This window comes from Aeoliella sp., from assembly GCF_965227375.1.
Classification (GTDB): Bacteria; Planctomycetota; Planctomycetia; order Pirellulales; family Lacipirellulaceae; genus Aeoliella.
The window spans coordinates 2320522-2343045 of sequence record NZ_CBDDFX010000002.1 but is presented as its reverse complement, the minus strand read 5'-3'; the positions used below and the strand labels follow the sequence as shown (position 1 = coordinate 2343045).

The window sequence follows — 22524 nt, the reverse complement described above, 5'->3', positions numbered from 1 at the left end:
TTAAACACTTGGATTCATCGTGACATTCTCGCTTAACGGCCTGACTTGTCCAGCACTCACGTCCGTGTTTTGTAAGCGCTGATTGACGGGAGTGCCCACTTTCTGGCGTTCGTTGACGTGCGAAGACCGTGATCGTAGTGTAATCCAATCGATTATTAGACTTCCACCGGAACATTCGTGCCGCTTTGCCCATGTCTTCACCAGTTCGAGACAGGCGTGATCAATATAGTTGAGGTTCTCGATGTTGACATGTAGCTCAGTTCCTTGAGGCACCTGATCCAGGCTTGCGGCAAGAGTGGGTAGCCGGAGAAACGTAGCGGATCCTTGCAGGTTTAACACCGTGGCAGAACGCGCCGTGTCAAGTTCGAGTGTCGTGGTCATCTGAGTGAATCTGTAAAGCAGCTTCGCTGCCGACAGGCACATACCGACCATGACTCCAGTTAAGAGGTCGGCGAATACAATCGTGCCGACTGTCGCAGCGTAGATGGCAACTTCGCCCCACCCATGGCGGCGCAGCTCGCTCATAGCCTTAACATCCACAAGTTTGTACCCAGTGAACACGAGCATGGCCGCTAGGCTTGCCGTAGGGATCGAGTGAAGCAGAAAAGTGAGTCCGACGACGAACAACAAGAGCCACATCCCGTGCAAAATGGCCGAGTATCGGCTCGTTGCTCCGGCCTGAACATTGGCCGAACTTCGTACGATCACCCCTGTCATAGGCAAAGCGCCGAGCAGCCCACAAATGCTGTTTCCCACCCCCTGGGCCATGAGTTCGCGGTCATAGTTGGTGCGTGGCCCATGCTGAAGCTGGTCAACGGCAGTCGCACAAAGCAGTGTTTCTGCGCTGGCCACGATTGCCATAAGGAGGGCAGTGGATAGTAGACTCGACCAAGAATTGGTAAGTAGTTGCACAGTTGGAATGCGGACATCTTCCAAAAGATTCGTGGGAGCTTCAACATATAGTACCGGGAGCGTTGTAACTGTGGCCAAGATGGAAGCGGCCAAGATGGCGACTAACGGCGCCGGAATGACTTTCAAAGACTTAGGTGCGAGTGTTTGCCAAAGGATGATCAAGGCGATTGTCAACAGACCGATATAGGCTGCTAGCTGGTGATTCTTTAAGCCGTCCAAGAGTGACTTTAAGGATTCCACCGCGCGATCCTGAGCTTGAAGTGCGGCGCTGAGCGACCCTACCTCCAGTATCTCTGTAGCTGATTGGCACGAACGCAACGCAGCAGTGAGAATCTCTGCGTCGGGTGTAGAGGCAGTTCCCGCGTTGTCAGCGGTTTGCAGAGGGACAATAGCTTCCCTCAATCGAGCAGCGACTTTTTCTTGTTGTTTCTGCAAACCACTGACTGCTGACTGGCTCTCCTGGTCGGACAACTCGCGAAGGCGTTCTTGAATTTGTAATTGCTGGCGATGCAGTTCGCCAATCTCGTGCAGCGCTTGCGAACGCAAGGCGCGCACGCTGTTGTTCGGGAAACTTGGCGGAGCGAATATCTCCGCTACCGCTGCAGGAATGCTGGTCAGATTCTCTGCGCCACTGCCCTTGGGAGCGTCATCGATCATGACGTGAAACTGGCTAGCCATGATCAGGAAGCCAATTCCCGCCAGCATTCCCTTAATGACGGCTGGTGAAACGGCGCGGAACCATTGGCCAAGCCGTAGAGCACCGGCTGTAATCTGAATCAATCCGGCGAAGAGGACAATCAATCCTAATGATTGTAATCCGTAGGTTTGCACTGCCTCGTAGACAATGACCGTTAGACCCGCCGCTGGTCCGCTTACCTGTAGCGGACATCCTGCCAGCCACCCTACAACCAAGCCGCCCACAATGCCGGTGATCAAGCCTGCTGCGACGGGAACTCCAGAAGCTATGGCAATCCCCATGCAGAGTGGCAGCGCTACGAGGAACACGACAAAGGAGGCCGGAAGATCCTGGTAGAGTTTCGTCCAAAATGTCGTCATCGTACGCTTTCCACAAAATGGTGTTGTTCGCTAGTGAACCAGTCTTGCGACTAGGCAGCAGACCGGGTTGCCTCGTTCTCGACTGATGGATCATGATTTAACGAGCTAAAGCTGGCGTGGATCGACCCGCGCCGTGCGCCATGCCAGATATCTTTCAACATCCGGACGACGCTAAGTCCGAAGTAGAACACACTAACAACTAGCAGTCCGTGCAGCGACGTCGCGCCCGGCGCAATTTGATTAGCAACCCAGCCGATAGCGCCAAGTAGGAAACAGACTATCGCAGCGCCGAAGCACAGCAAGAGTTCTTCATCCCAATTACTCGCGAGTCGATGCACGGCGCGTAAGATTACTCGTAGTCTCATATCATCTCCTTAAACAATTGGATGCTTGTAGCAATGCAAAATTGAGAAAAGCACCTGACTTGCCACACCGTCGCTAAAATGCCTGCTAAAATTTACTTTTGTTGGCAGATGCCAGACTGGGCGGGGTGCATCCTAGCGCCCCGCCCACTCCGAACATTTCCCTTCCTTTCAGCTAGGAGTATGAGGCAGGACTAAGGTCCGCAACTGGGACAACTTCCGGGACGATGGTTCTTACCTGTGGTTTGACAGCCAGTCGCGGCTAGACACAACGTGGCTGCAATAAACAGCATTAGTACACTGGTCCTCAACATTGATTGAATCCTCCATGATTCGGGGAAAACACTCACTGCCTCACACAGGCAGCACGATACAGTTCGACAAAACACTGGATTCGCTACATGACTTACGCGGAGATAGATTCAGCCCTGAACTCTCGGTAGCCAAGTCTTAGCTGCAACGAATCGATCAGCGAATGAAGCACGCCGCCATAAACGATGACATCGTCGGCGCCTGCCATACTCAGCCATTCGTCAAGTGCGCTAGGTCGCGTTGGTGTGTAGATCCAGACCGACCGGTGCGAATCGAGAATTCTTAGCTTTGCCGACGACAGCCAGGCGCTCTCGTCAGGCTGCGTAGCACTCAATAAAACAAGTTCCGTCCGGTGACGCACCATCGCCCCAGCAAGCTCGGTTGCATTCTGGGCCCGATAGGTCGTTATCCCATAGCGACGCAACAGTTGTTGAATCGACGCATAGACCTCATCACGAAACTCTGCGACGATAACTGCTCCAATCGCCGCAGAACGCCCACGGGATCGCATGGGCTGTTCCCGGCGACGAATGCTGTTTTGACCAACGAACTCAACACTTTTTGCGTATCCTTCAAGACCGCGCAGCGCGCATGTAGAGGCTAACATTGTAAAACTCCCTTTTATAGGCTTGGAAATGGAGAGCCGCCGGCATCTGTAAGGATGCCAGTAGATGCCTACCAGCAGTATCGCTTTAGGTACGCAGGCGACAGCTCAGATGAACACAAACGTCATGACACCCGCTGTTCGGCAAGCATTGCGTGCGACCAACGGAAACAGTGGACGTTTTTCAAGCCAAGAAGCGGCAGAAGAGGACACAAGTGTCCAGCGGTGACCAGGCACCGCCTACATCAAGTAATCGGATTGCGGAAAGTGAAAGATTCCCGTGTACTGCCGGCAATATGTGCGACGGAAAGTCGAAGAACTGTACCAGATCAGATAATCCTACTACCGTCACAGACGACTGCGGTAGGGCAGCAAGTGGAGCTTGATGACACTGGCAGTGGCACGGGTGTACTGGCACATCTCCGGGCTCCGAAGTGCCGGAACACGCTCCTTGTAGACACCCAGCACATGAGGCACCCGCATTGCGATGCGTTAAGTCGCTTCTGCACGTACAGCTAGCAATGCATTCCCCCGGGCGCTCTGAGCAAACGCACCGTCCCGCCAGTGCCGTTTGGCACGACAGCAAGACCGCGAGGCATATGGCCACGGCCTTTCGGACAAGTTGGGCGTTTCTGAGCATCATGCACGTTAAGGGTTGGTAGATCGAAGGAACATCATTTCAGGTAATATCGTCGATTCGCCATTAATTTCATTACATCAAAAAGTCAAAGTTGCCGTATACGCCAATTTGATGGATGCCCTCGCTCAGCGTTTCTCTCACTTGCGTTATTGTGCTAGCATTTAACTCTTGCATTCGCTTTGGGGGGCGCAGCTCCACGAGCTGGTAAGTAATGTACATTGAAAACGCCTCTGCGGTCCTGTTCGTTTTCGATAAAGGTTACTTTCAATCTGTATGTTCACCATTGGCCTCAATGCCCAACGGCGGTGGCATTTCTTATGTCTTCGAACACCACCAAGTGTTTTCCTTCGTTAGTCTCAATCAGCATCAACAGCGGGCTTTTACGCGGGCTTGTCGAGGCGACTTGTTTGTACCGGTCAAGGTCGCGAATGGCGGACTCGTTCATGCGTACTACAATCATTCCCGCGGCAATTCCCTCCTTGTACGCCGGGCTTCCAATTTCCACGTAGCTAATCAGCGCGCCTCGCGTATCCTCGGGAAAGCCTAGTTCGCGAGCGATGCTGCCGTCTAGCTCATCAAGGCCCAGGCCGAGTCGATCATCAAAATAGACTGATGTGTGTTGTTGCGGCCGCTTCTCATGGTGCTCTAATGCACCGTTCCGGTCTTCCGTCACATCTATCCGAACATTCACCTCGATGGCTTTGCCTGCACGAAACAGCGTGAAATAATGCTTCTCTCCCGAAACTCGGTTCTCATAAAGTTGTGTCGGGTCGAAATGTGCATCCAGGGGTTGGTCGCCGCTGTGGGTTATCACGTCACCCTCTTCAATTCCGGCTCTTGCCGCAGGTGACTCGTGTTCCACATCCTCAACGTAGAGTCCTCCTGCCACTGGTAAACCTAGCTGCTTTGCCACCACAGGCGACAGTGCTTTGGTCTGCCAACCATAGTACGCATGCTGCGACTTTTTGGGATCACGCATCTGTTCTATGGACCGTTTCACAACACTCATGGGAACGGCCAACCCGATGCCTTGAAAGCTTTCGCTTTGGCCAAAGCTACCAGTGATAATCCCGACGACTTCGCCACGAAGATTGAGCAACGCACCACCAGAGCTTCCAGGATTGGTTGAGGCGTCGTATTGAATCAACGGATGGTGCGTACCTGGTACCCAGCGATTTGTGGAGCCGACGACTCCGGCGCTGAGAGAATGTTTCAATTCATATGGGTTTGCGAGCGTCACGACCCAATCCCCCATCTGCAATGCGTCCGAATCTCCGAAATCCACATTGGCCAGTTCACCGGCTCCTTGAATACGGATTAAGGCCAAATCCGCAGTGGGATCACTGAAGACCGTTACCGGCTCGAAAGTGCTCCCGTCGGGGAGCACGACCATGAGTGCATCAGCAGCCGCAACCAAATGATTGCAGGTGAGAATCGTCCCATCGCTATCGATGACGATTCCCGACCCTTGATCGTCTGTCCGGCTTCTCGATGACAATGGTCCCGTTGGCCTCTTGTCATTTGACATGAAATGTCCATGTCGCGACGCTTCTCTCTGTCGCCATCGAGCCGTCATTCGCGGACCTCGCATCGAGTAGACGCTCACCAGCGCCGGCGATGCTCGGTCGGCTGCATTCCGAAAGGCTTCCGACAGGTTGTGGGCTGTGGATTCCTTGTCCGTTTCGGGAAGACCTCTAGGTTCTTCAGCCCTACTTGGTAGTCCCAAAGACGCTATCCCGATACATGCGCACAGAACCGCTCGTCCTCTGAAGCAACTTACTGCGCCCATTGTTCCTCCTTCTTATAATACGCTACGAGTAGTGGCCAGCGAGGCTTAGTGATCGTGCTCTTCATCAGCGTGCTCTTCATGGTCGTGGTCGTGACTTATCTCTCCGCGAAACTGCTTGCCTCCAATCGAAACAACTAATTGGGCTTTGACTCCTTCATGGTCAAGTTCTTCCGCAAGTTCTGCATCGGTGGATACAAAGCGGGACGACGTGCCGCTCGGATCGCCCGCGTCTGGCTTTGCGGTCAACTTGAATTGTTCAGCCTGGCCGTCGTGGGTGAGGTTCACGGTCAATTCAGCGGTTTTGATTGGAACCGCAGACTTTGCTGCCGAGTCAAGAAGATAGATGGTCACGCTTCCGCCAGCTTCATCGTGTACTAATTCTGCGTGGTACTCTTCGTTACCCAATTCAATGAGTCCACCATGGTGAGGACCTTCTGTGGGGTGATTGTGAGTATCGACTGTCGCCGGAGGTGCGGATGTCTCGGACGCGCTATTATCGGTGCTCTTACCACACCCAGACAACGCAAGTAACGCAATTCCGAAGCCGACCGAAAGGCTAAATAAACGATTTGTTTGCAATGTATTCATCATGGTTCTCCTAGTGTGAATTGTGCAAGCGTATGTTAATGCTCGCGTTTAGTGGTCATGCCCTTGTTCGTGATCGTCGTCGTGCTGAACCTCGAAGCCGGCTGACTTCAACCACTTCATCCATCCCTCGGCTGTCTTGTGGTCGGGAAACTCGACCGCCATCCATGTCGGACAAACAAAGCGAACGTCCGTGTGGCCGGCGTGCTCGCTCTTGTCAGCATCGCACCCAAGTGCCTGAACAATCGTGACGAACTCGTTGGCAGCAGCCGCATCGTTAAAGTGCTGCGATTGTTGGCGAATAGAGCGGAAGAGAATAACTTCGTGATGTTCGCTATCATGATCGTGTCCTTCATGATGGGCGTGTTTTTCATGGTCCGGGCTATGTCCATGAATCGTTTCGAAACCGGATGCCTTCAGCCAGTCTTCCCATTGGTGTGCCAGTTCGTCCGATCCAACTCGGAACGGCTTCCAGCCTACGGAGCGATAAGCCACATCCGTATGACCGCTGTGCTGATCGAAGCGGACTTCGGCGCCAAGCTTCTTGAGGGCATCCGCGTGTTGCTGAGCCTTGGCGGGGTCGTCGAAGTGCTTCGTTTGCCATTCTTGTAGACGATGAGCAATGACAACCTCTTTCTCCTCGCCTACCGGCGTTTGAGCGAAGGTTGCCGACGCCATCACGCTAACGATCGCAACCGATAGTGACATCACGTACTTCATTTTTCTTCCTCCTTGTAGAGAAACCATATCGGAACAGCCAACGACAACTGTTCCACGCATCATTCGCAAACCGGGTTTACACTTCATGCTAATGCCCCTCCTCGATTAAATGATCTTCTTCCACAAGTTCGACCCGGTCGCGACTAGACTCGACAACTCGCCTCGCTGCTCCAATGCCTACTTTCCAAAACAAGGCTGGGCGAACCAGGAACTCAAGCAGGGTGCTGGTGATAAGCCCGCCTATAATTACGGTCGCAACTGGATAAAGGATCTCCTTGCCCGGCTCCCCGGCAGCTAGCGCTAGCGGCACCAGTCCAATACCCGACGTCAGGGCCGTCATTAAGACAGGCGCCAGTCGGTCTTTGCCGGCGCGGACCACCATCTCGCGTGTCCATTGCTCCCCTTCGTATTTGACAAGGTGCAAATAGTGGTTGATCAGTAAGATGCCGTTTCGAGAGGCGATTCCGCAAAGCGAAATAAACCCGACCATGCTAGCAACGGTCAGTGTCTGTCCGGTCAGGTAGAGCGAGGCCACGCTACCAATGAACGCCATCGGCAACGCCACCATCACTTGGAGGGCTAGGTTCGCTGAGTGAAACATCTTGAAAAGCACGAGGAACATGCCCACCAGTGAAACTGCGAACAGTATTGCGATCATCCGCGAGGCCGATTGTTGACTCTCGAATTGACCGCTGAACTCGACGAAATACCCGGTCGGCAACTCGGCGCGGATCGGCGCCAGTCGCTCTTTGATGTCGCCGACGACGTCCACCAGACCACGCCCAGATACGTTGCATTGAACAACGATCCGGCGTCGCACTTGCTCGCGGTTTACAGTGTTCGGTCCCCCAGCTTTATAGATGCGGGCCACGTCTTCTAACTTGACGCTACCGCCATCTGGCAAGTCGATCTGCAGGCGTTTAAGGGCTTCGAGATCCTCGCGGAATTCCTCACCGAGTCGCACCATCAAATCGAATGTCCGTTGGCCTTCAAGCACTTGAGAAATGACTTCTCCTTGCATAGCGGTCTCCACGAACTCGTTGACCTCGCTACGTAGTAGGCCAAACGTTTTGAGCTTTTGCCCATCGGCTTCTATGCGAAGCTGAGGAATGATCACTTGCTGCTCGACTTGTAAGTCACGGATACCCTCAATGTCGGCAATCGCCGCTTTCATCCCCTCAGCTTCACGACGCAACACATCGAGATCGTCACCATACAGCTTAATTGCTACCTGCGCTTTAACACCCGAGAGCATATGCGAGATGAGGTGAGCCAACGGTTGCTCTACCGCTGTCACAATTCCCGGAATGTCGGCGAGCGCTTCGCTGATCTCTTCAATGACCTCCTCACGGGAACGCTCCGTATTGGGGTCTACGGTTGCGACGAATTCAGAAACATTGACCCCTTCGGCATGCTCGTCCAGTTCTGCCCGACCCGTTTTACGGACGAAAGCGACCAAGTCGTCGATTTTGGCCAGTCGTTGCTCGACCCGCGCGGCGACTTGATTGTTTGTCTCCAGGGACGTTCCAGGTGGAAGCAAGACATTGATCTGTACCGCCCCCTCGTTGAACGGCGGCAGGAAGTCGCTTTCCAATTGCCAGACGCTCCAACCGGCGATTCCGACCACGATGGCGGCAACGATGAGAATCGGCCACGCGAGCCTCAGGCTCAGGCGAATTACCAAGTCCGCCAGCCACTTGAGGCCACGTAGCAATATTCCATCGCGCTCCTGACCTTCGGTTGCGGACCCCCTCAGCAACCAGTAGCTCAGGACAGGCGTCACGGTGAGCGACACAAACAGTGAAGAGGCGATCGATACGATGTATGCCACGCCAAGCGGCGTGAAGAGACGCCCTTCCATGCCAGAAAGGGCGAACAAGGGAACGAACACGAGCATGACGATGAGTGTGCCATAGACGATCGAGTTACGTATCTCGACACTCGCTTGGAAAACAACTACAAGCGGGTTCTTGTGTTTGGCAGAGTGACGGTTCTCGCGCAATCGACGAAAAATATTCTCAACATCAACAATCGCGTCATCGACAAGTTCGCCAATCGCCACGGCGAGTCCGCCAAGCGTCATCGTATTGACCGATAAGCCAAAAAGGGTGAAAACCATGGCGGTGATGACGATCGACAGGGGAATCGCGGTGAGTGTGATCAATGTCGTTCGCAGGTTCATCAAGAATAGAAACAGAATGATAACGACGAGGATAGCGCCATCCCGAAGCGCCTCGATTACGTTCTCGATGGCTAGGTCAATGAATTCCTTCTGCTGATAGAGTTCAGGAAGAATACGAACGTCGCTTGGTAGCGAAGGCCGCATTTCTTCCAGTGCCTCGGTCACCTTGTTCGTAACCGCCCTAGTATCGGCGTCGGGTTGCTTGAGGATGGTCAATACGACTGAACGTCCCCCGGTCATTTCGCCCCCGGCATTACGTGCAAATGCCGAGCTATCTCCACGCTTTACTTGGGCGCCCTCGGCAATCTTTGCGATTTGAGACAGCGTGATCGACTGCCGATCGCGTTGCTTGACCACAATGTCACCAATCTCGTCGATGGTATTGACTCGCCCTAGAGAACGAACCAAGAATTCATTCGGTCCTTGCTCGTCGAGATATCCACCGGCCGTGTTCTGATTGCTGCCTTGGATAGCCTCTTTGACTTCATGCAGCGTAACCCCAAAACGCAGCAAAAGGTCGGGATCGACTAGTACCTGAAATTGCTTGCGATCTCCTCCCATAACGATAACCTGCGAGACGCCAGGAATTGTCAGGAGGCGTTGGCGGATCACCCAGTCTGATAGCGTGCGCAACTGCATCGGGGTCGTACTCCCTTCGGCAGCCACGCCAACGATCATGATTTGGCCCATGATTGACGAAATTGGCATTAGTTGTGGTGATACGTCATCTGGTAGAACATCACTGGCTAAGGCCAGACGCTCGGCGACGATCTGGCGGTCGTTATAGATATTCGTCCCCCAATCGAACTCAACATAGACCACAGAAAGACCGATGCCTGAGGAAGTCCGCACATCCTGGACACCCGTGGCGCCGTTCAGAACAGTTTCGATAGGAAACGTCACCAGAGTTTCGACTTCCTCGGGCGCTAGACCGTGGGCCTCGGTCATCACCACAACCCGAGGGCGATTGAGATTTGGGAAGACGTCGATCGGCAGCTGTGTTGCTTGCCATCCACCGTAGCCCAACATCAAGACCGCGGCAGCGATAACCAGCAGGCGGTTTTGGAGAGCGAATCTAATAATGGCATTGAGCATGGCGTGTTGCGGTAGACCTAAGTGATTAATTTTGAAGCGACTGTAAGGACGCCATTAGTGATTGTGGCCAGCGTGGGGATCAACGCCTCCACCCGCCTTATTTTTTAAGGCAAGGTGCATTTGATAGGCGCCTTCACCGGCGATGGTGTCGCCAGGGAAGAGCGCCCCGTCATTAGCAATTACCAAAGAGTCTTGGTCTCGGTACAGCACATGCACCGCCACTTGGTCGAAATGGTCGCCATTCTGCCGATAGGCGTAGGCCTCGGCGCCCTCGTCGACGACAGCAGTCGCCGGAAGCACCAGTTGGTTTTCCCATGTCTCGACCGGTATGCCGATTTGCATTCGTTGCCCCGGCTTGTATCGCCACTCCACGAATCGTTTGCCATCGCCGCCGGACCGATCTGCAGCCACCTGGTTGGCGAGACGCAGGTAAACCTTTAAGGCTCGCGATTCTGGATCAATCTGGTCCGCCACGTAAAGCACTTCCAATCCCTTCACGACCGCTCCCGGTGATTCGCCCTTGAGCAGACGCGCGGATACGCTCTTTCTTGCGTCGGCGGCAGTTCGAATCCGAGACGCGTCATCCTCAAACGCTTGTCCTTCGACATGTAACTCGCAGTGGTCGGACAACACTGCCAACTCGTGTCCCACCTCCACCTGTTCGCCTTTGGCGACCCCCAGCCTCTGCACCGTGAATAAGTGAGGTCCTTGACAAGCGCTGCCTGCGTCTGCGAGGGCTGGCGCACGCACTGTCAGGCTACGGAAGAGACGTCGCGACTGGCGAATCTCGGTGATTTGTTCCTCACTAAGGCCATGCAGCAGCATCGCCTGCTCCTCTGCCAAGAACGCCACCTCCAACTTTTGCTTTTCGTACTCTTGCTCCAAGATCCGCTTGCCAGCAATGACTCCCTCCCCGAGTCCTTCAAGCCGCGCTATCTCCTGTTCCACGATTCCAAGATTGGCTTGGGTAGTAAGATAGTCCCGTTGCGCGGTGACCAGCTCCTCGTGAGTCAATCGAAGTTCAAACAGGGGCGCGCCAGGTTCGACGGCCTCTCCATTAACCGCATGGATCGTGGTCACTATGCCCGTCAAGGGAGCGGTGACATGAACCTGAGACCGGCCGGGTCGCTCTACAACGATCGCCGGCAGGGTGAGCGTCCGTTCGTACGCCGTCGGCTCGATGGAGTAAGGTTCAAAACCTATGTTTTTCAGCCCTTTGTCGCTTAGCTCGATCGATGCCGACTCACTATGACCTTCGTGTCCGTGGTTGTGGGCATCTCCGTGATCGTGGCCGGCGTGCTCATCGGTGGCGGCACTATTGTGCAACGCCTCTTGCCCCAGTGCGGATCGTAGTTGCGGCAGCCAGCGGTCTTTTGTGAGCACAGCTGCGCCAAGCGAAGCGACTAGCAAGACCGCCAGTGCAATGCCGAGCGTTAGTCGATTTCGGAGTGGATTCGTAGACATAGTCAAGGGACTCTGGAAGTTACCCGAAAGGATGAGGCAATCAGTCTATAGCGCAAATAGCGCATACTGATTTTCAGACAACACCTACGCACTCAGGCGAAGGCATTTCGAAGAATCGCCAAACCAAACAGCGAATAGCGCTGTCAAAGGCGAGAACGCTGCTTCAAATTAGAAGCACGTTTTTAGCTAGATGTGCGCGCACCGGCAGCGGGTGCGGCGACTTTCCAAGAGAGCGAGAAGAAGTAACGGACTTCCAAGCTTGGCTGTCGCCTGAATTGATTTCAAGTCCGTCGTAATTCAGTTGCACATGCTGCGTAAGCAGCTGGAGGCCGCTGAAATCAGCGACCGTCCATTGGCATGAACCGTGGCGGCACTCGTGCGGCGTAGCGGGGTTCGGCTGGTGATCACAGGAATCTCCTAGTGTCAAAATATCCGAAGCCTGCGGTTCACCATGTAGGTCACCTGCCAGTTCGTGGCAGTCGTCGTCATCGGCGTGGAAGCACGATACGTCAGCGTGATCCGAACAGCCTTCTGACGCGGCGCCATGAGCACTATGCGCGCAGCATCCCACCAATCCGTGTATTAGGATTGCTGAGGCGGTCATACTACGCAGAAAGGAATTCAACAGAACTGTCCCACGGGGGCAATTGATTTGAGTGTGAATTGTACCTATTGGCCCCGTTCAGGCAAATAGGGATATTCGCCCCGTTTTTCCCGGTTTCTTCCGTTTGCGATATCAACTTCCGTTTTTCGCCAGGAGGGAAGCCATAGTTCAGAGCCTGCGGCCCCGTGTAGTTCCCAAATGACCTCTTCCTCGAGGTTTGCAAGACTCTTCTGCTCAACCGTAGGCTCACATCACACTACACATGCCTACTAACGATCTAGTCGAAGGCGTATAGTGCTAGCAGGGACGAATCCGCGGTCCTTTCGCTATCCCCCGCACAATCCAACTGGGAATAGTCCTTTCTTACCGAGATTCCGCTGTTCGCGTGCTCATGTGGACCGATAACTGACGATGGTCGAATGAGGAGAAAAACAATGAACAAATTCCCTGCACGACTCTTCTCGGTTGTAGCCGCTACTACGCTCCTGCTCTGGCAAACACCTGTTGCCGTGGCTCAGCATGGACACGGACACCATGGCGGCCACGGCCACTTCGGTGGACATATCGGCGGTGGTCATTACGGGGGGCATGACCATCATGGCGGCCATGGATTTGGCCACAGCTTCGGTCATGTCGATGTTCATATCGGACGACATTTCGTTGTTCCTCACTACGACCGCCATCACCACGGCAGCTACTGGGTAGACTCCGGGGCCTACTATTACCAGCCTCGGACGTACGCGGTCACCCCGAACACTCACGTTGTCGCCAAGCCGATCGCCATCGAGTTTGGGGGATTTTCACAGGTGGACGACTTGTCAGGACGTCTCGAGCGTCTAGCGAATGAACTCTGCCTTGATCTGCATTACAACTACGCACACAACCCAGGTTTCAACGAGACTTATCGTGAAGCGTATCAGATTCTTGACGCCGCCAAATCCATGCATGTGAAGGAACATCAGGACGACCGGGAGGAAATTGCACGCCAAGTTCAGGCACTTGATCCTCTGTTTCATCACGTGCAGGGCGAAGTCCGTGGGTGGAGTAGGAAACATCAAAAGCAGATTGGTCAGGCGGGCATCGTCACAAAAATAGATTCGATGGAAGCGTTACTACACCATCTGATGAATGACATCGGGGTCAAGCCTCATGATGGGGATGCTACGGAATCGGCGCCTGCCCCACAGAGCGAGGAGGTTGCCCCACCTCCTCCACCGCCCGCGGCGGTCAACGTTCCTCCGCCGCCTACAGTGCCGTAGCTAGCCGACCTCGTTCTGAAGCGTGATTGCTGTGGCGCGCTGCCATGTGGCGACAAGCTACGAATTCACCCGACAGCCGATCGCTGAACATTAGGGAAACGGCGGTAAAGCAGCGATCGGCTTTGCCGCTCACATGTGATGCAGAAACGAAACTCCTGACGTGCCAAGTCCTGGGACGTCGTCTTTTGTTGTTCGTTCCAGCTCCAAGCACTGGGCGTAGTACGCCCATGCGATTCATGAATATTTGCAAATTGGAAATCTGCAAGCGACTTGCTTCCAACCTTTTTTCATTGGAGCCACAGTCTCATCACGGGTGCGTGTGCTGCCGAAAACGGTAGAACCTAATAATTATTGCGATTTGAGCAAGCGTAGCCCGTTGGCAATCACCAGTAGAGACGCTCCCATGTCGGCAGCGATAGCGGCCCATAATGATGCGAACCCAGCAAAGGTAAGCACCACGAATAGCACCTTGATGGCGAGCGAAAAGATAATGTTCTGGCGAATTACGCGCAGGGTGCGGCGTGAATGGTGAATCAACCACGGCAGTTTTGAGAGATCATCGGACATTAGCGCGATGTCTGCCGTTTCAATGGCCGCATCACTACCGGCGGCACCCATTGCGAGTCCAAGCGACGCACGCGCCAGTGCCGGGGCATCGTTGACGCCATCGCCGATCATTGCGACGTGTTGATACTGATTGACCAGTCTCTCGACCGCTACAACTTTGTCTTCAGGCAATAATTCAGCGTGAACTTCGTCGATACCTGCTTCTTTCGCGATTGCTTTGGCTGTGCCTTCATTGTCACCGGTCAGCATCACCAGTTGCTCGACACCTGCTTCGTGGAGCTGACGAATCGCATCGCGGGCTTCTTCCCGAATGGCGTCGGCCAGTGTGATGAAACCACAAACGTGTTCATCGTTTCCAACCACAACGACGGTTCGTCCCGCTTCCTGCATCGACTCTAATTGTTTGTGAACCTCGGGTGTTTCCTGCCCGCGTTGCTCCAGATAGCGATGCGATCCAAGCCAGAATCGTTTCCCGTTGATGACGCCTGACGCCCCCTTCCCCTGAATCGTCTCAAATTCATCGGCCGGATCAACCTCAAGGTTCCGGCGTTTGGTTTCCTCAACAATCGCTCGGGCCAGCGGATGATTGCTATTCAACTCCAACGCCCCGGCTCGCATCAGTAGCTCTGCTTCGTCGTGTCCGTTCATGGGAACAACGTCAACGACAGCGGGCGCACCCTGTGTGAGAGTTCCCGTCTTATCCATTGCTATTGCTTTTAGGTGCGCAGGTACCTCGACGAACACGCCACCTTTGATGAGCACGCCGTTTCTGGCCGCAGCCGCCAACGATGCGACCACGCTAACAGGAGTCGAGATGACCAACGCACAGGGGCACGCGATGACCAGCAGAACAAGCGATCGATACAGCCATACCGACCACTCAGCACTGAAAACCAGCGGTGGGATCACGAGCATCAATAAGGCGACGATCATGACTATCGGTGTATAAATTGCCGCGAACTTCTCCACCCATTTTTCCGATGGAGCACGTTTGGAACTGGCGTCACCGACCATCTTGATGATGCGAGCGAGCGTCGTATCGTCGGCAGCTTTGGTTGTTTCAATTTCCAGCAAGCCGTCGCCATTGATAGTTCCGGCAAACACTTCATCACCGATTTCTTTTTCGACAGGCACGCTTTCTCCGGTAATCGGTGCCTGATTCACGCCACTGATTCCGCTGAGAACGCGACCATCAAGCGGAATCTTTTCACCGGGACGCACAATGACTGTGGAACCAACTGGCACATCCGCCGGAGTCACATCACTCACCGCGCCAGTTTCATCTCGTAGGTGGGCCGTTGGTGGTGTCAAGTCCATCAATGAAGCAATCGCACGACGCGCCCGGCCAACGCTCCATGATTCCAGCAGTAGTGACACCGCGAACAGAAACGCGACGGCAGCCCCCTCGAACCATTCGCCAATCAGCACGGCCCCAGTGACCGCTACCGTCATCAGCAGGTTCATGTCGGGACGCAGGGCAATCAGCGAACGCCACGCTTTAGGTGCGACGAGCACCAATCCCGCCACGATGCCGATCAAATAAAACACGATGGCCACCGTCGGTACGACCTCTTCGCTGGGTCGTAAACTGAGGTGAAGCAGAAGACCGATCAATCCGGCCACGCCGCTAACGGTCGTAAATATCGCTCGCTGGTTGCGTTGCCAAAACGTCAGCTCACGATCTGGCTGTGGATCGTCGTCCCACACCTCCGCTCTCAGGCCGCTACGGTGGACAGCGGCAACAATGTCGCCCTGTACTTTATCGGTTCCGGTGAGATCAACAGTCAGCTTGCCGCGTATCAAATCAAACGCGAGTCGGTCCTCGTCGCCCAGCAGCGGAACCAATTCACGCTTGATGAGGGAAACTTCCTCGGCACAGTCCATGCCGTGTATGCGTAGCTGTAATCTGGACTTGTCTTCTACACTATTCACTCACAATTCCTCTCTTGATGTCATAAGCGACTTGTATTGTCGCTTGATAAAACGTAGTGGACCAAACGTTCCACTCGCGAATCTGTTCATCGTTGGACTCAGCCCAATCCAGCGCGCGTCTCGAATCGCATCATGCCCCAAACCCAATCGACTCGAAATCGCCTTACATCCAAGATCTGAAAGTCGCTTTTCGCTAGCAGTGTTTCACAACTTCGCTGCGTATAGGTACGATGAAACGCCGGATCGACAATCCGCAACCAAAAGCTGCACAGTTTGCATGCGAGATAGTCATCGCACCAATCGGCAAGAACCAGTCGTCCGCCATCACGAAGCACGCGACGGATCTCAGCGAGGGCAGATCGTGGCTCCCGAAAGTAGTGGAAGCTGTTGACGCAGAACACGCAGTCGAATTCGTTGTCCGGGAACGGAAGTTCTGTCACGCAGGCTTCGTGTAGTTCTACGGTTGACAGAGATCTCTTGGCCGCTGCCTGTTGTAACATCTGGGGACTGAGGTCAACGCCGTCGATTCGGAGGCGTGGCCACGTTTTCAGCAGTCTCACCGCAAGTTCACCAGTGCCGACCGGTACATCAAGAACATGCTCATTCCCGTCAAATTGAAGCGAGTCGAGTGTCCTACTCAGCGTAACGTCGATATAACTGCTCCAGCGATCATCGTACGTTGGTGCAAGTCTGTCGTACTCTCTCTGGACGTGGTTTGTCGTTGATCTGTTCATCCGTTCTCACCTTGAGCCCTTGTCGGATTGACGTTCCAAGCATCACGTCCGGCTTCAAAGGCTTCCCACGCGACATAGGGAACGATCAGCAACGCAGCAACAGGATCAGCCCACCACCAGCCTTGCCACTGGGTCAAGCCGATGCCGATCAAGACGACAATCGTTTGGTACTCGCAAATCATCGTGTCGATCGCGTCGTACTTCAGCGTTGGTGAATCCGTCTTTCTTCCGTAGTAGTATTTGCCCCACGCCAACAACGGATTCACAACAAGCGAAACAAGCAGGATGCCGATGCCCCACCAAGACATATCCGACTTCTCGCCGCTGATGAACTTGCCGATCGCTTCGTAACAGATAAACAGAGCCGCAATTGTGAATGCCAAAGAGAGCACCGACAACGCCACTTTTTTTCGCTTCAAGACCTGCTGTTCGGGGATTCCCTGCACTTCACCATTGAGCCGCCAGATCATGAAAGCAGCCGAGTTGCCTTCGACAATGCTGTCGACGCCCCAACTGATTAGAGCCGAACTGCCTGTCATGAAACCGGCCGTCAACGACACTGCCACTTCAGCGATGTTGTAAAGCAGGCTGGCGATCTCGACGTACATGCCACGACGAATGCCTTGGATTTTCTTCGAGTCCTCCTTCATGCTTTGGAAACCCCGGTGGCCTTCAGCAGTCTGTCACGATCACAGATGCTGTCAGTCATGATAGTCTTCATTGTTGAACTCTACCTTGGTGGTCTTCTTCGTTACTGATGTGCTCGCGAAGACTCTCTTGCAGCGAGTCTTTCGATTGCGATCCGATGATGCGTTTCACTTCCTCCCCGTCGACGAACAGGAGCAGCATTGGGTATTGGCTGACGCGATATTTCTCTCTAATGAAAGGGTTGTCAGCGACGTTTAACTCGCCCACGTTCACCTGACCATCAAGCTCGCCCGCGAGATGGCGGAGGGTTGGTTTCATCTCGATGCACGGCTGGCACCAAGGCGCCCACATATCGACGAGCACCGGCAACTCGCTCTCGATGACCTGCTGATGAAAGTTCTTGTCCGTGAGCGTCAGTGGAGTCGGCTGTTGATGCTCCAGACTGTTCGGGCTGAAATTGTTGCAACCAGTAAGGACGAATATCAGGGGAACCGAAGTCATTAGAGCAACCCGTTCGATAGAACGTGATCCACTCTTGCCGACTTCATGGTGTCCTCTGTCTGCGAATCCGATACAGCCGCAGTTCATGTTGTTTGCTCGTTCAATGTTTTGTTTTGCCAAGGTCATCGTTACTGTTGTTGATAAAACGGCTACCGGAACGAGACCGTTCCGGTAGCCGCAACGCGTTCATGCAGCTATCACACCTATCATGCCTTGGGCTTGGATGTGAAGGTTCCACTGGGGCCATGCAGTTTGACCGGCGTTTTACCTGCCTTCTCCACGGCTTCCCAAAGCTGTCGAGGCGAGAGCTTTGCATCGCGTTTGGGCACGACGATAGCGGACTTTGTTTTCAAATCTGTTTTGACATCACCAACACTGCTTACTGCCGACAACTTTTCACGCACTCGCTTCGCACAGCCTTCGCAGCTCAGCACTTTGAGCGTGATGGTAGTCTTGGTTGTTGTTTCCGCTGGAGCGGCAGAGCTTGTCGTTGACAGGCACAGGGCAAAGGCAAACGTCAGGGCGATACACAGGGAGGTTCGGTACATTGTGAGATTCCTTTCTCTTGGACTTGGTTTGGTAAAATGGTCAGTGGCTTACTTGTCTGCGTCACATGGCGAATTCCTCCTTCGGTTTGAGTGATGTGATTCGTCGACAAATGTGGCTGGGGCCGAGCGTTTTCACTGGGCTGGCGTGATGTTGTCTTCATTACGTTCAACTGCCGCAGGAAATGGCGGCGTGAGGTCCGCGATTCGCGAGCAGACTGGCTGCTGACAGTCTTCTACGTGGCATGCCGTGTGTTGCGGCGACAAACAACCGCACATGCAACCCGGCTGAATGAGCAGTCCAAGGGAAAGCAACATGCTGGTTGTTCGTCGCATGGAGCGACCCCAAAACGCTCGGCGTGTTGGTTTCAAGCATTCGTTACTCCGTCGGCTCCGGTGGCTTGCGACCAGTCTTGGCTTCGTACTGGGCAATGAACTTATCCGCTCGTTTTGGGCTGCAAATGAAGCACTGCGATTCGGGGCGGTCATGCTCATCGCACCAGTCGCCGTCCTCTTTGAACTTGGCTACCAACGACTTGTCACAGCGAGCACACTCACCTTCTGGCACTCCGTGTTCAACACACCAATAGCCGCCGTGACTGTGATCGACTTGCGTAGTGGCGGCTGCCGAGGATTCGGCAGGCTCGGAAGCCGTTTCGGTGTTGCCGCATCCGGTAACTCCGACTGCCAACACAGCGGCCAGTGCCAGCGGCAGACGTTTGAGGCTCATCATCCAATTCATTTTGTTCTCCTTCGGCGTTGCCGAATTCAGGGTGAGACCACCGTCGGTTCGGACCATCGCTGGGACTCATGCTGTTGCTCTGAGTCAAACGATAGTCCGGCCTCCGGGTCGATCGGTTCTTCCGGTTCAAGACGATGACCGTCATCGCCTCCTCCATCTTCATCATGACTCTCCGTCGGCAGATTGAACACGACGTAGAGGACTCTCAACACAAGTAGGCTCATGATCATGGCGCTACACACCCCACCGATCACAACGGTCGCCAAGGGCCGTTGCACTTCGGCTCCCATTCCCGTGCTTAACGCCATCGGCACAAAACCGAGACTCGCCACCAGCGTGGTCATCAGGATCGGTCGCAGCCTCATCATCGCAGCCTCTTCGACTGCCTCGTCCAGCGAGCGACCACGACGTCGAAGCTGACGAATCGTGGACACGAGCAGCATGTCATCCAGCACCGCTACACCGGACAACGCGATGAAGCCGACTGCTGCGGAAATCGAAAACGGCATATCCCGAATCCACAACGCCAATACGCCGCCTATCCAAGCAAAGGGAACGCCTGTGAAGACTCGCAACGAGTCGACCCAGTTGCGGTAGGTCATGTATAGCAGCGAGAGGATCATTAGCAGTGCAATCGGCACGACGATTAGTAGCCGCGTTTGAGCACGTTGCAGATTCTCAAACTGCCCACCCCATTCGATGCGGTAACGTCCAGCGGGAAGTTGTACCTTTTCATCCACAAATCGCTGTGCTTCGGCGACGAAGCTGCCGAGGTCACGTCCGCGAACGTTGGCCTCGATGGTGATGCGTCGCTGATACCAGTCTCGTTTGATCGTATTGAATCCTTCGACGCGTTCGATGGACGCAAGTCGCGAGAGCGGAATTCGCTGCCCCGAAGGTGTCGCGACCAAAATCTCGCCGATTGCTTCCGGATTGGCTCGTGCAGCTTCGGGCAGACGAATCACCAAGGGGAATCGAAGTTGCCCTTCGTACACCTCGCCCACATGATTGCTGCCGAGCGAGCGAACGAGATTCATCACCGTCTGAGCGGGAATTCCGTAGCGGGCAATCTCGTCTTTCTTGACCTGAATTTGCAGCACCGGCTGGCCGGAGATCTGCTCAATTTTGACGTCTTCTGCCCCACCGATCGAGTTCAAGGCACGCTCGATTTCAACGGCCTTCTCATTCATTAAGTCAAGATCATCACCGTAGAGAATCGCCGCCACATCGCTGCGAACACCCGAGATCATCTCGTTCATCCGCATTTCAATAGGCTGCGAAAGTGCGAGTCGCGGACCGGGCAAGTCACGAAGCTCCCGTTGCACGAGCATCGTCAACTCTTCCTGTGTTTCCGCTCGTGTCCACAGCTCGCGAGGATGCAGAGTGATAAACAAGTCGGTCAGTTCCGTGCCCATTGGATCTGTGGCCACTTCGGCCGTACCGATTCTGCTCCAGACCTGATTGACCTCATCGGGAAACTTCTCCAACAACACCTGCTCCATGCGGGTGTTGTAGCGCATCGACTCTTCCAGCGGCGTTCCCGCGAGCCGGACCACATTGAGTGTGATCGCCCCTTCAGAAAGCCGGGGTATGAACTCGCTGCCAAGGTTAGGAGCCACCAAACTGAACACGCTGACGAGCAGAAGTAACGCGGACCCGATGACGAAAGTCTTGTGGTGCATTGTGAAACGCAGCACGGGTGCGTAGAGCCATTTGAGTACCCGAATCAGCAGAGGCTCTTTTTCTTTGATGTTCTTCGGCAAGAAGATACTTGCCAGAACCGGCATCAGCGTGAGCGAGAGGACCATCGAACCGGCGAGGGCCATGATCACCGTCAAGGCCATCGGTCGGAATAGCTTGCCTTCGATTCCCTCCAGCGTCAGGATCGGTAAATAGACGATCATGATGATCAGCTCACCAAACATCGTCGGCTTGCGAACTTCGATCGCCGCATCGCGAATGATCTCCAATCGACTCTTGCCGGATTTAGGGTGCGAGAGGTGTCGCACGCAGTTCTCGATCATCACGACTGAACTATCGACGACTAATCCAAAGTCGATTGCCCCGAGACTTAGTAGACTGGCAGCGATGCCAAACTTCAGCATTCCAGAAAACGCGAACAGCATTGAAAGGGGGATCGCCAAGGCAACGATCAAGCCGGCACGTAGGTTGCCAAGGAAGATGAACAGAATGGCGATGACGAGTAGACCGCCCTCGAATAGATTCTTTTGAACCGTGTGGATGACGTGGTCAATCAATTCCGTGCGGTCGTAAACCGTTTGAATCGTGACTCCCGCCGGAAGTGTTTCTTTGATGTGCTCCAGCTTCTCTTTGAGCGCCCATGTCACCTGATCGCTGTTCTCGCCCATCAACATGAATCCAAGGCCCAGCACGGCTTCACCTTGACCGTTTGCCGTCACCGCCCCTCGGCGTATTTCATGTCCAATCTGAACTTCGGCTACATCACGAACGCGAATCGGAACTCCATCCTTGGCCGTGACAATGACTTCCTCGATTTGTTCGATGTTCACCGTCCGTCCGACACCATGCACCAACAGCATCTCGCTGCCATCGGTCACCGTCCCGCCGCCGACATTTTCGTTATTCGCCTGAATCGCTTCGCTGACCTGCTCGAACGTCAAGCCGTATTTCAGAAGCAAATCAGGGTCGATGCGAACTTGGTATTGCTTCTCATAGCCGCCCCAACTGTTGACCTCGGCCACACCACGAACTGACCTCAACTGAGGTTTGATCACCCAATCGTGAATCGTTCGCAGTTCTGTCAGCCGCTTGACTCGCTCTTCCCGCGAGACTTGCGAGAGATCGACACCGTCGTAGACGACAACGTAATGGAAGACTTCACCAAGTCCCGTGGAGACCGGCCCCATCTGTGGTCTGCCAATCCCGTCCGGCAGTTCCACTGTGGATAGTCGCTCGTTAATAAGCTGCCGTGCGAAATAGATGTCGATGCCGTCATCAAAGATCACGACGACCTGCGACAGACCGAACTTGGAGATCGAACGCAGCTCATGCAGCCCCGGCAGACCGCTGATGGCCTGTTCGACCGGAAAGGTAATCTGCCGTTCAATTTCTTCGGAAGCTAGTGACGGAGCGACCGTATTGATTTGGATTTGTACCGGCGTGGTGTCTGGAAATGCGTCGATATCAAGTTGCTGGAGTGAGAACGCGCCCACCACGGCGAACAGTCCGGCGGCCAGAATCACCAACGCCCGGTGACGCAGCGAAAAATCAATTAACCAGTTCAGCATCC

The 22524-nt window shown here is 54.4% G+C and carries 16 protein-coding genes; 2 read left to right on the top strand and 14 right to left on the bottom strand.

The annotated features are described in order from the left end of the window. The 7 genes from ACQK2L_RS22175 to ACQK2L_RS22145 all read right to left on the bottom strand — a co-directional run bounded on the left by ACQK2L_RS22175 (position 1) and on the right by ACQK2L_RS22145 (position 11721). Positions 1–1968, bottom strand: coding sequence for a SulP family inorganic anion transporter (locus ACQK2L_RS22175; RefSeq protein WP_425399234.1), 1968 nt, complete (start codon positions 1966–1968; stop codon positions 1–3). 768 nt (positions 1969–2736) lie between these two features. Next, positions 2737–3249, bottom strand: coding sequence for a hypothetical protein (locus ACQK2L_RS22170; protein WP_425399233.1), 513 nt, complete (start codon positions 3247–3249; stop codon positions 2737–2739). A 926-nt stretch (positions 3250–4175) separates the two neighbouring features. Further along, positions 4176–5414, bottom strand: a complete 1239-nt coding sequence (locus ACQK2L_RS22165) for a trypsin-like peptidase domain-containing protein (RefSeq protein ID WP_425399232.1) — start codon at positions 5412–5414, stop codon at positions 4176–4178. A 306-nt stretch (positions 5415–5720) separates the two neighbouring features. Beyond that, the gene (locus ACQK2L_RS22160; protein ID WP_425399231.1) at positions 5721–6266 is read right to left on the bottom strand and encodes a hypothetical protein; all 546 of its coding nucleotides are present in this window, start codon (positions 6264–6266) and stop codon (positions 5721–5723) included. Positions 6267–6311: 45 nt separating this feature from the next. After that, positions 6312–6980, bottom strand: a complete 669-nt coding sequence (locus ACQK2L_RS22155; protein WP_425399230.1) for a hypothetical protein — start codon at positions 6978–6980, stop codon at positions 6312–6314. 88 nt (positions 6981–7068) lie between these two features. After that, positions 7069–10257, bottom strand: coding sequence for an efflux RND transporter permease subunit (locus ACQK2L_RS22150; RefSeq protein WP_425399229.1), 3189 nt, complete (start codon positions 10255–10257; stop codon positions 7069–7071). A gap of 54 nt (positions 10258–10311) precedes the next feature. Next, positions 10312–11721, bottom strand: a complete 1410-nt coding sequence (locus tag ACQK2L_RS22145; RefSeq protein WP_425399228.1) for an efflux RND transporter periplasmic adaptor subunit — start codon at positions 11719–11721, stop codon at positions 10312–10314. A gap of 1038 nt (positions 11722–12759) precedes the next feature. Between ACQK2L_RS22145 and ACQK2L_RS22140 the strand changes: the two genes are divergently transcribed. After that, a complete protein-coding gene (locus ACQK2L_RS22140) occupies positions 12760–13584 on the top strand; it encodes a hypothetical protein (protein WP_425399227.1) in 825 nt (274 codons plus the stop codon). A gap of 348 nt (positions 13585–13932) precedes the next feature. On the opposite strand, the gene ACQK2L_RS22135 is transcribed toward ACQK2L_RS22140, so the two are convergent. Then, a complete protein-coding gene (locus ACQK2L_RS22135; RefSeq protein WP_425399226.1) occupies positions 13933–15708 on the bottom strand; it encodes a heavy metal translocating P-type ATPase in 1776 nt (591 codons plus the stop codon). A gap of 36 nt (positions 15709–15744) precedes the next feature. Between ACQK2L_RS22135 and ACQK2L_RS22130 the strand changes: the two genes are divergently transcribed. Continuing rightward, positions 15745–16050: a hypothetical protein gene (locus ACQK2L_RS22130; RefSeq protein WP_425399225.1), complete on the top strand. Its 306-nt coding sequence runs from the start codon at positions 15745–15747 to the stop codon at positions 16048–16050. A 131-nt stretch (positions 16051–16181) separates the two neighbouring features. Here the strand turns inward: ACQK2L_RS22130 and ACQK2L_RS22125 are convergent, their stop codons facing one another. The 6 genes from ACQK2L_RS22125 to ACQK2L_RS22100 all read right to left on the bottom strand — a co-directional run bounded on the left by ACQK2L_RS22125 (position 16182) and on the right by ACQK2L_RS22100 (position 22522). Next, entirely contained in the window at positions 16182–16817 is a 636-nt protein-coding gene (locus ACQK2L_RS22125) for a class I SAM-dependent methyltransferase (RefSeq protein ID WP_425399224.1), read from the bottom strand. Continuing rightward, positions 16814–17467, bottom strand: coding sequence for a cation diffusion facilitator family transporter (locus ACQK2L_RS22120; RefSeq protein ID WP_425399223.1), 654 nt, complete (start codon positions 17465–17467; stop codon positions 16814–16816). Before ACQK2L_RS22120 ends, ACQK2L_RS22125 begins: the two co-directional genes overlap by 4 nt. 67 nt (positions 17468–17534) lie before the next feature. Continuing rightward, positions 17535–18092, bottom strand: a complete 558-nt coding sequence (locus ACQK2L_RS22115) for a thioredoxin family protein (RefSeq protein ID WP_425399222.1) — start codon at positions 18090–18092, stop codon at positions 17535–17537. Between the two features lie 80 nt (positions 18093–18172). Beyond that, positions 18173–18514, bottom strand: coding sequence for a heavy-metal-associated domain-containing protein (locus ACQK2L_RS22110; RefSeq protein WP_425399221.1), 342 nt, complete (start codon positions 18512–18514; stop codon positions 18173–18175). Positions 18515–18890: 376 nt separating this feature from the next. After that, positions 18891–19253, bottom strand: coding sequence for an RND transporter (locus tag ACQK2L_RS22105; protein ID WP_425399220.1), 363 nt, complete (start codon positions 19251–19253; stop codon positions 18891–18893). Positions 19254–19279: 26 nt separating this feature from the next. Then, complete coding sequence (locus tag ACQK2L_RS22100) at positions 19280–22522, bottom strand: efflux RND transporter permease subunit (protein WP_425399219.1); 3243 nt, start codon at positions 22520–22522, stop codon at positions 19280–19282. Between the last annotated feature and the right edge of the window lie 2 nt (positions 22523–22524).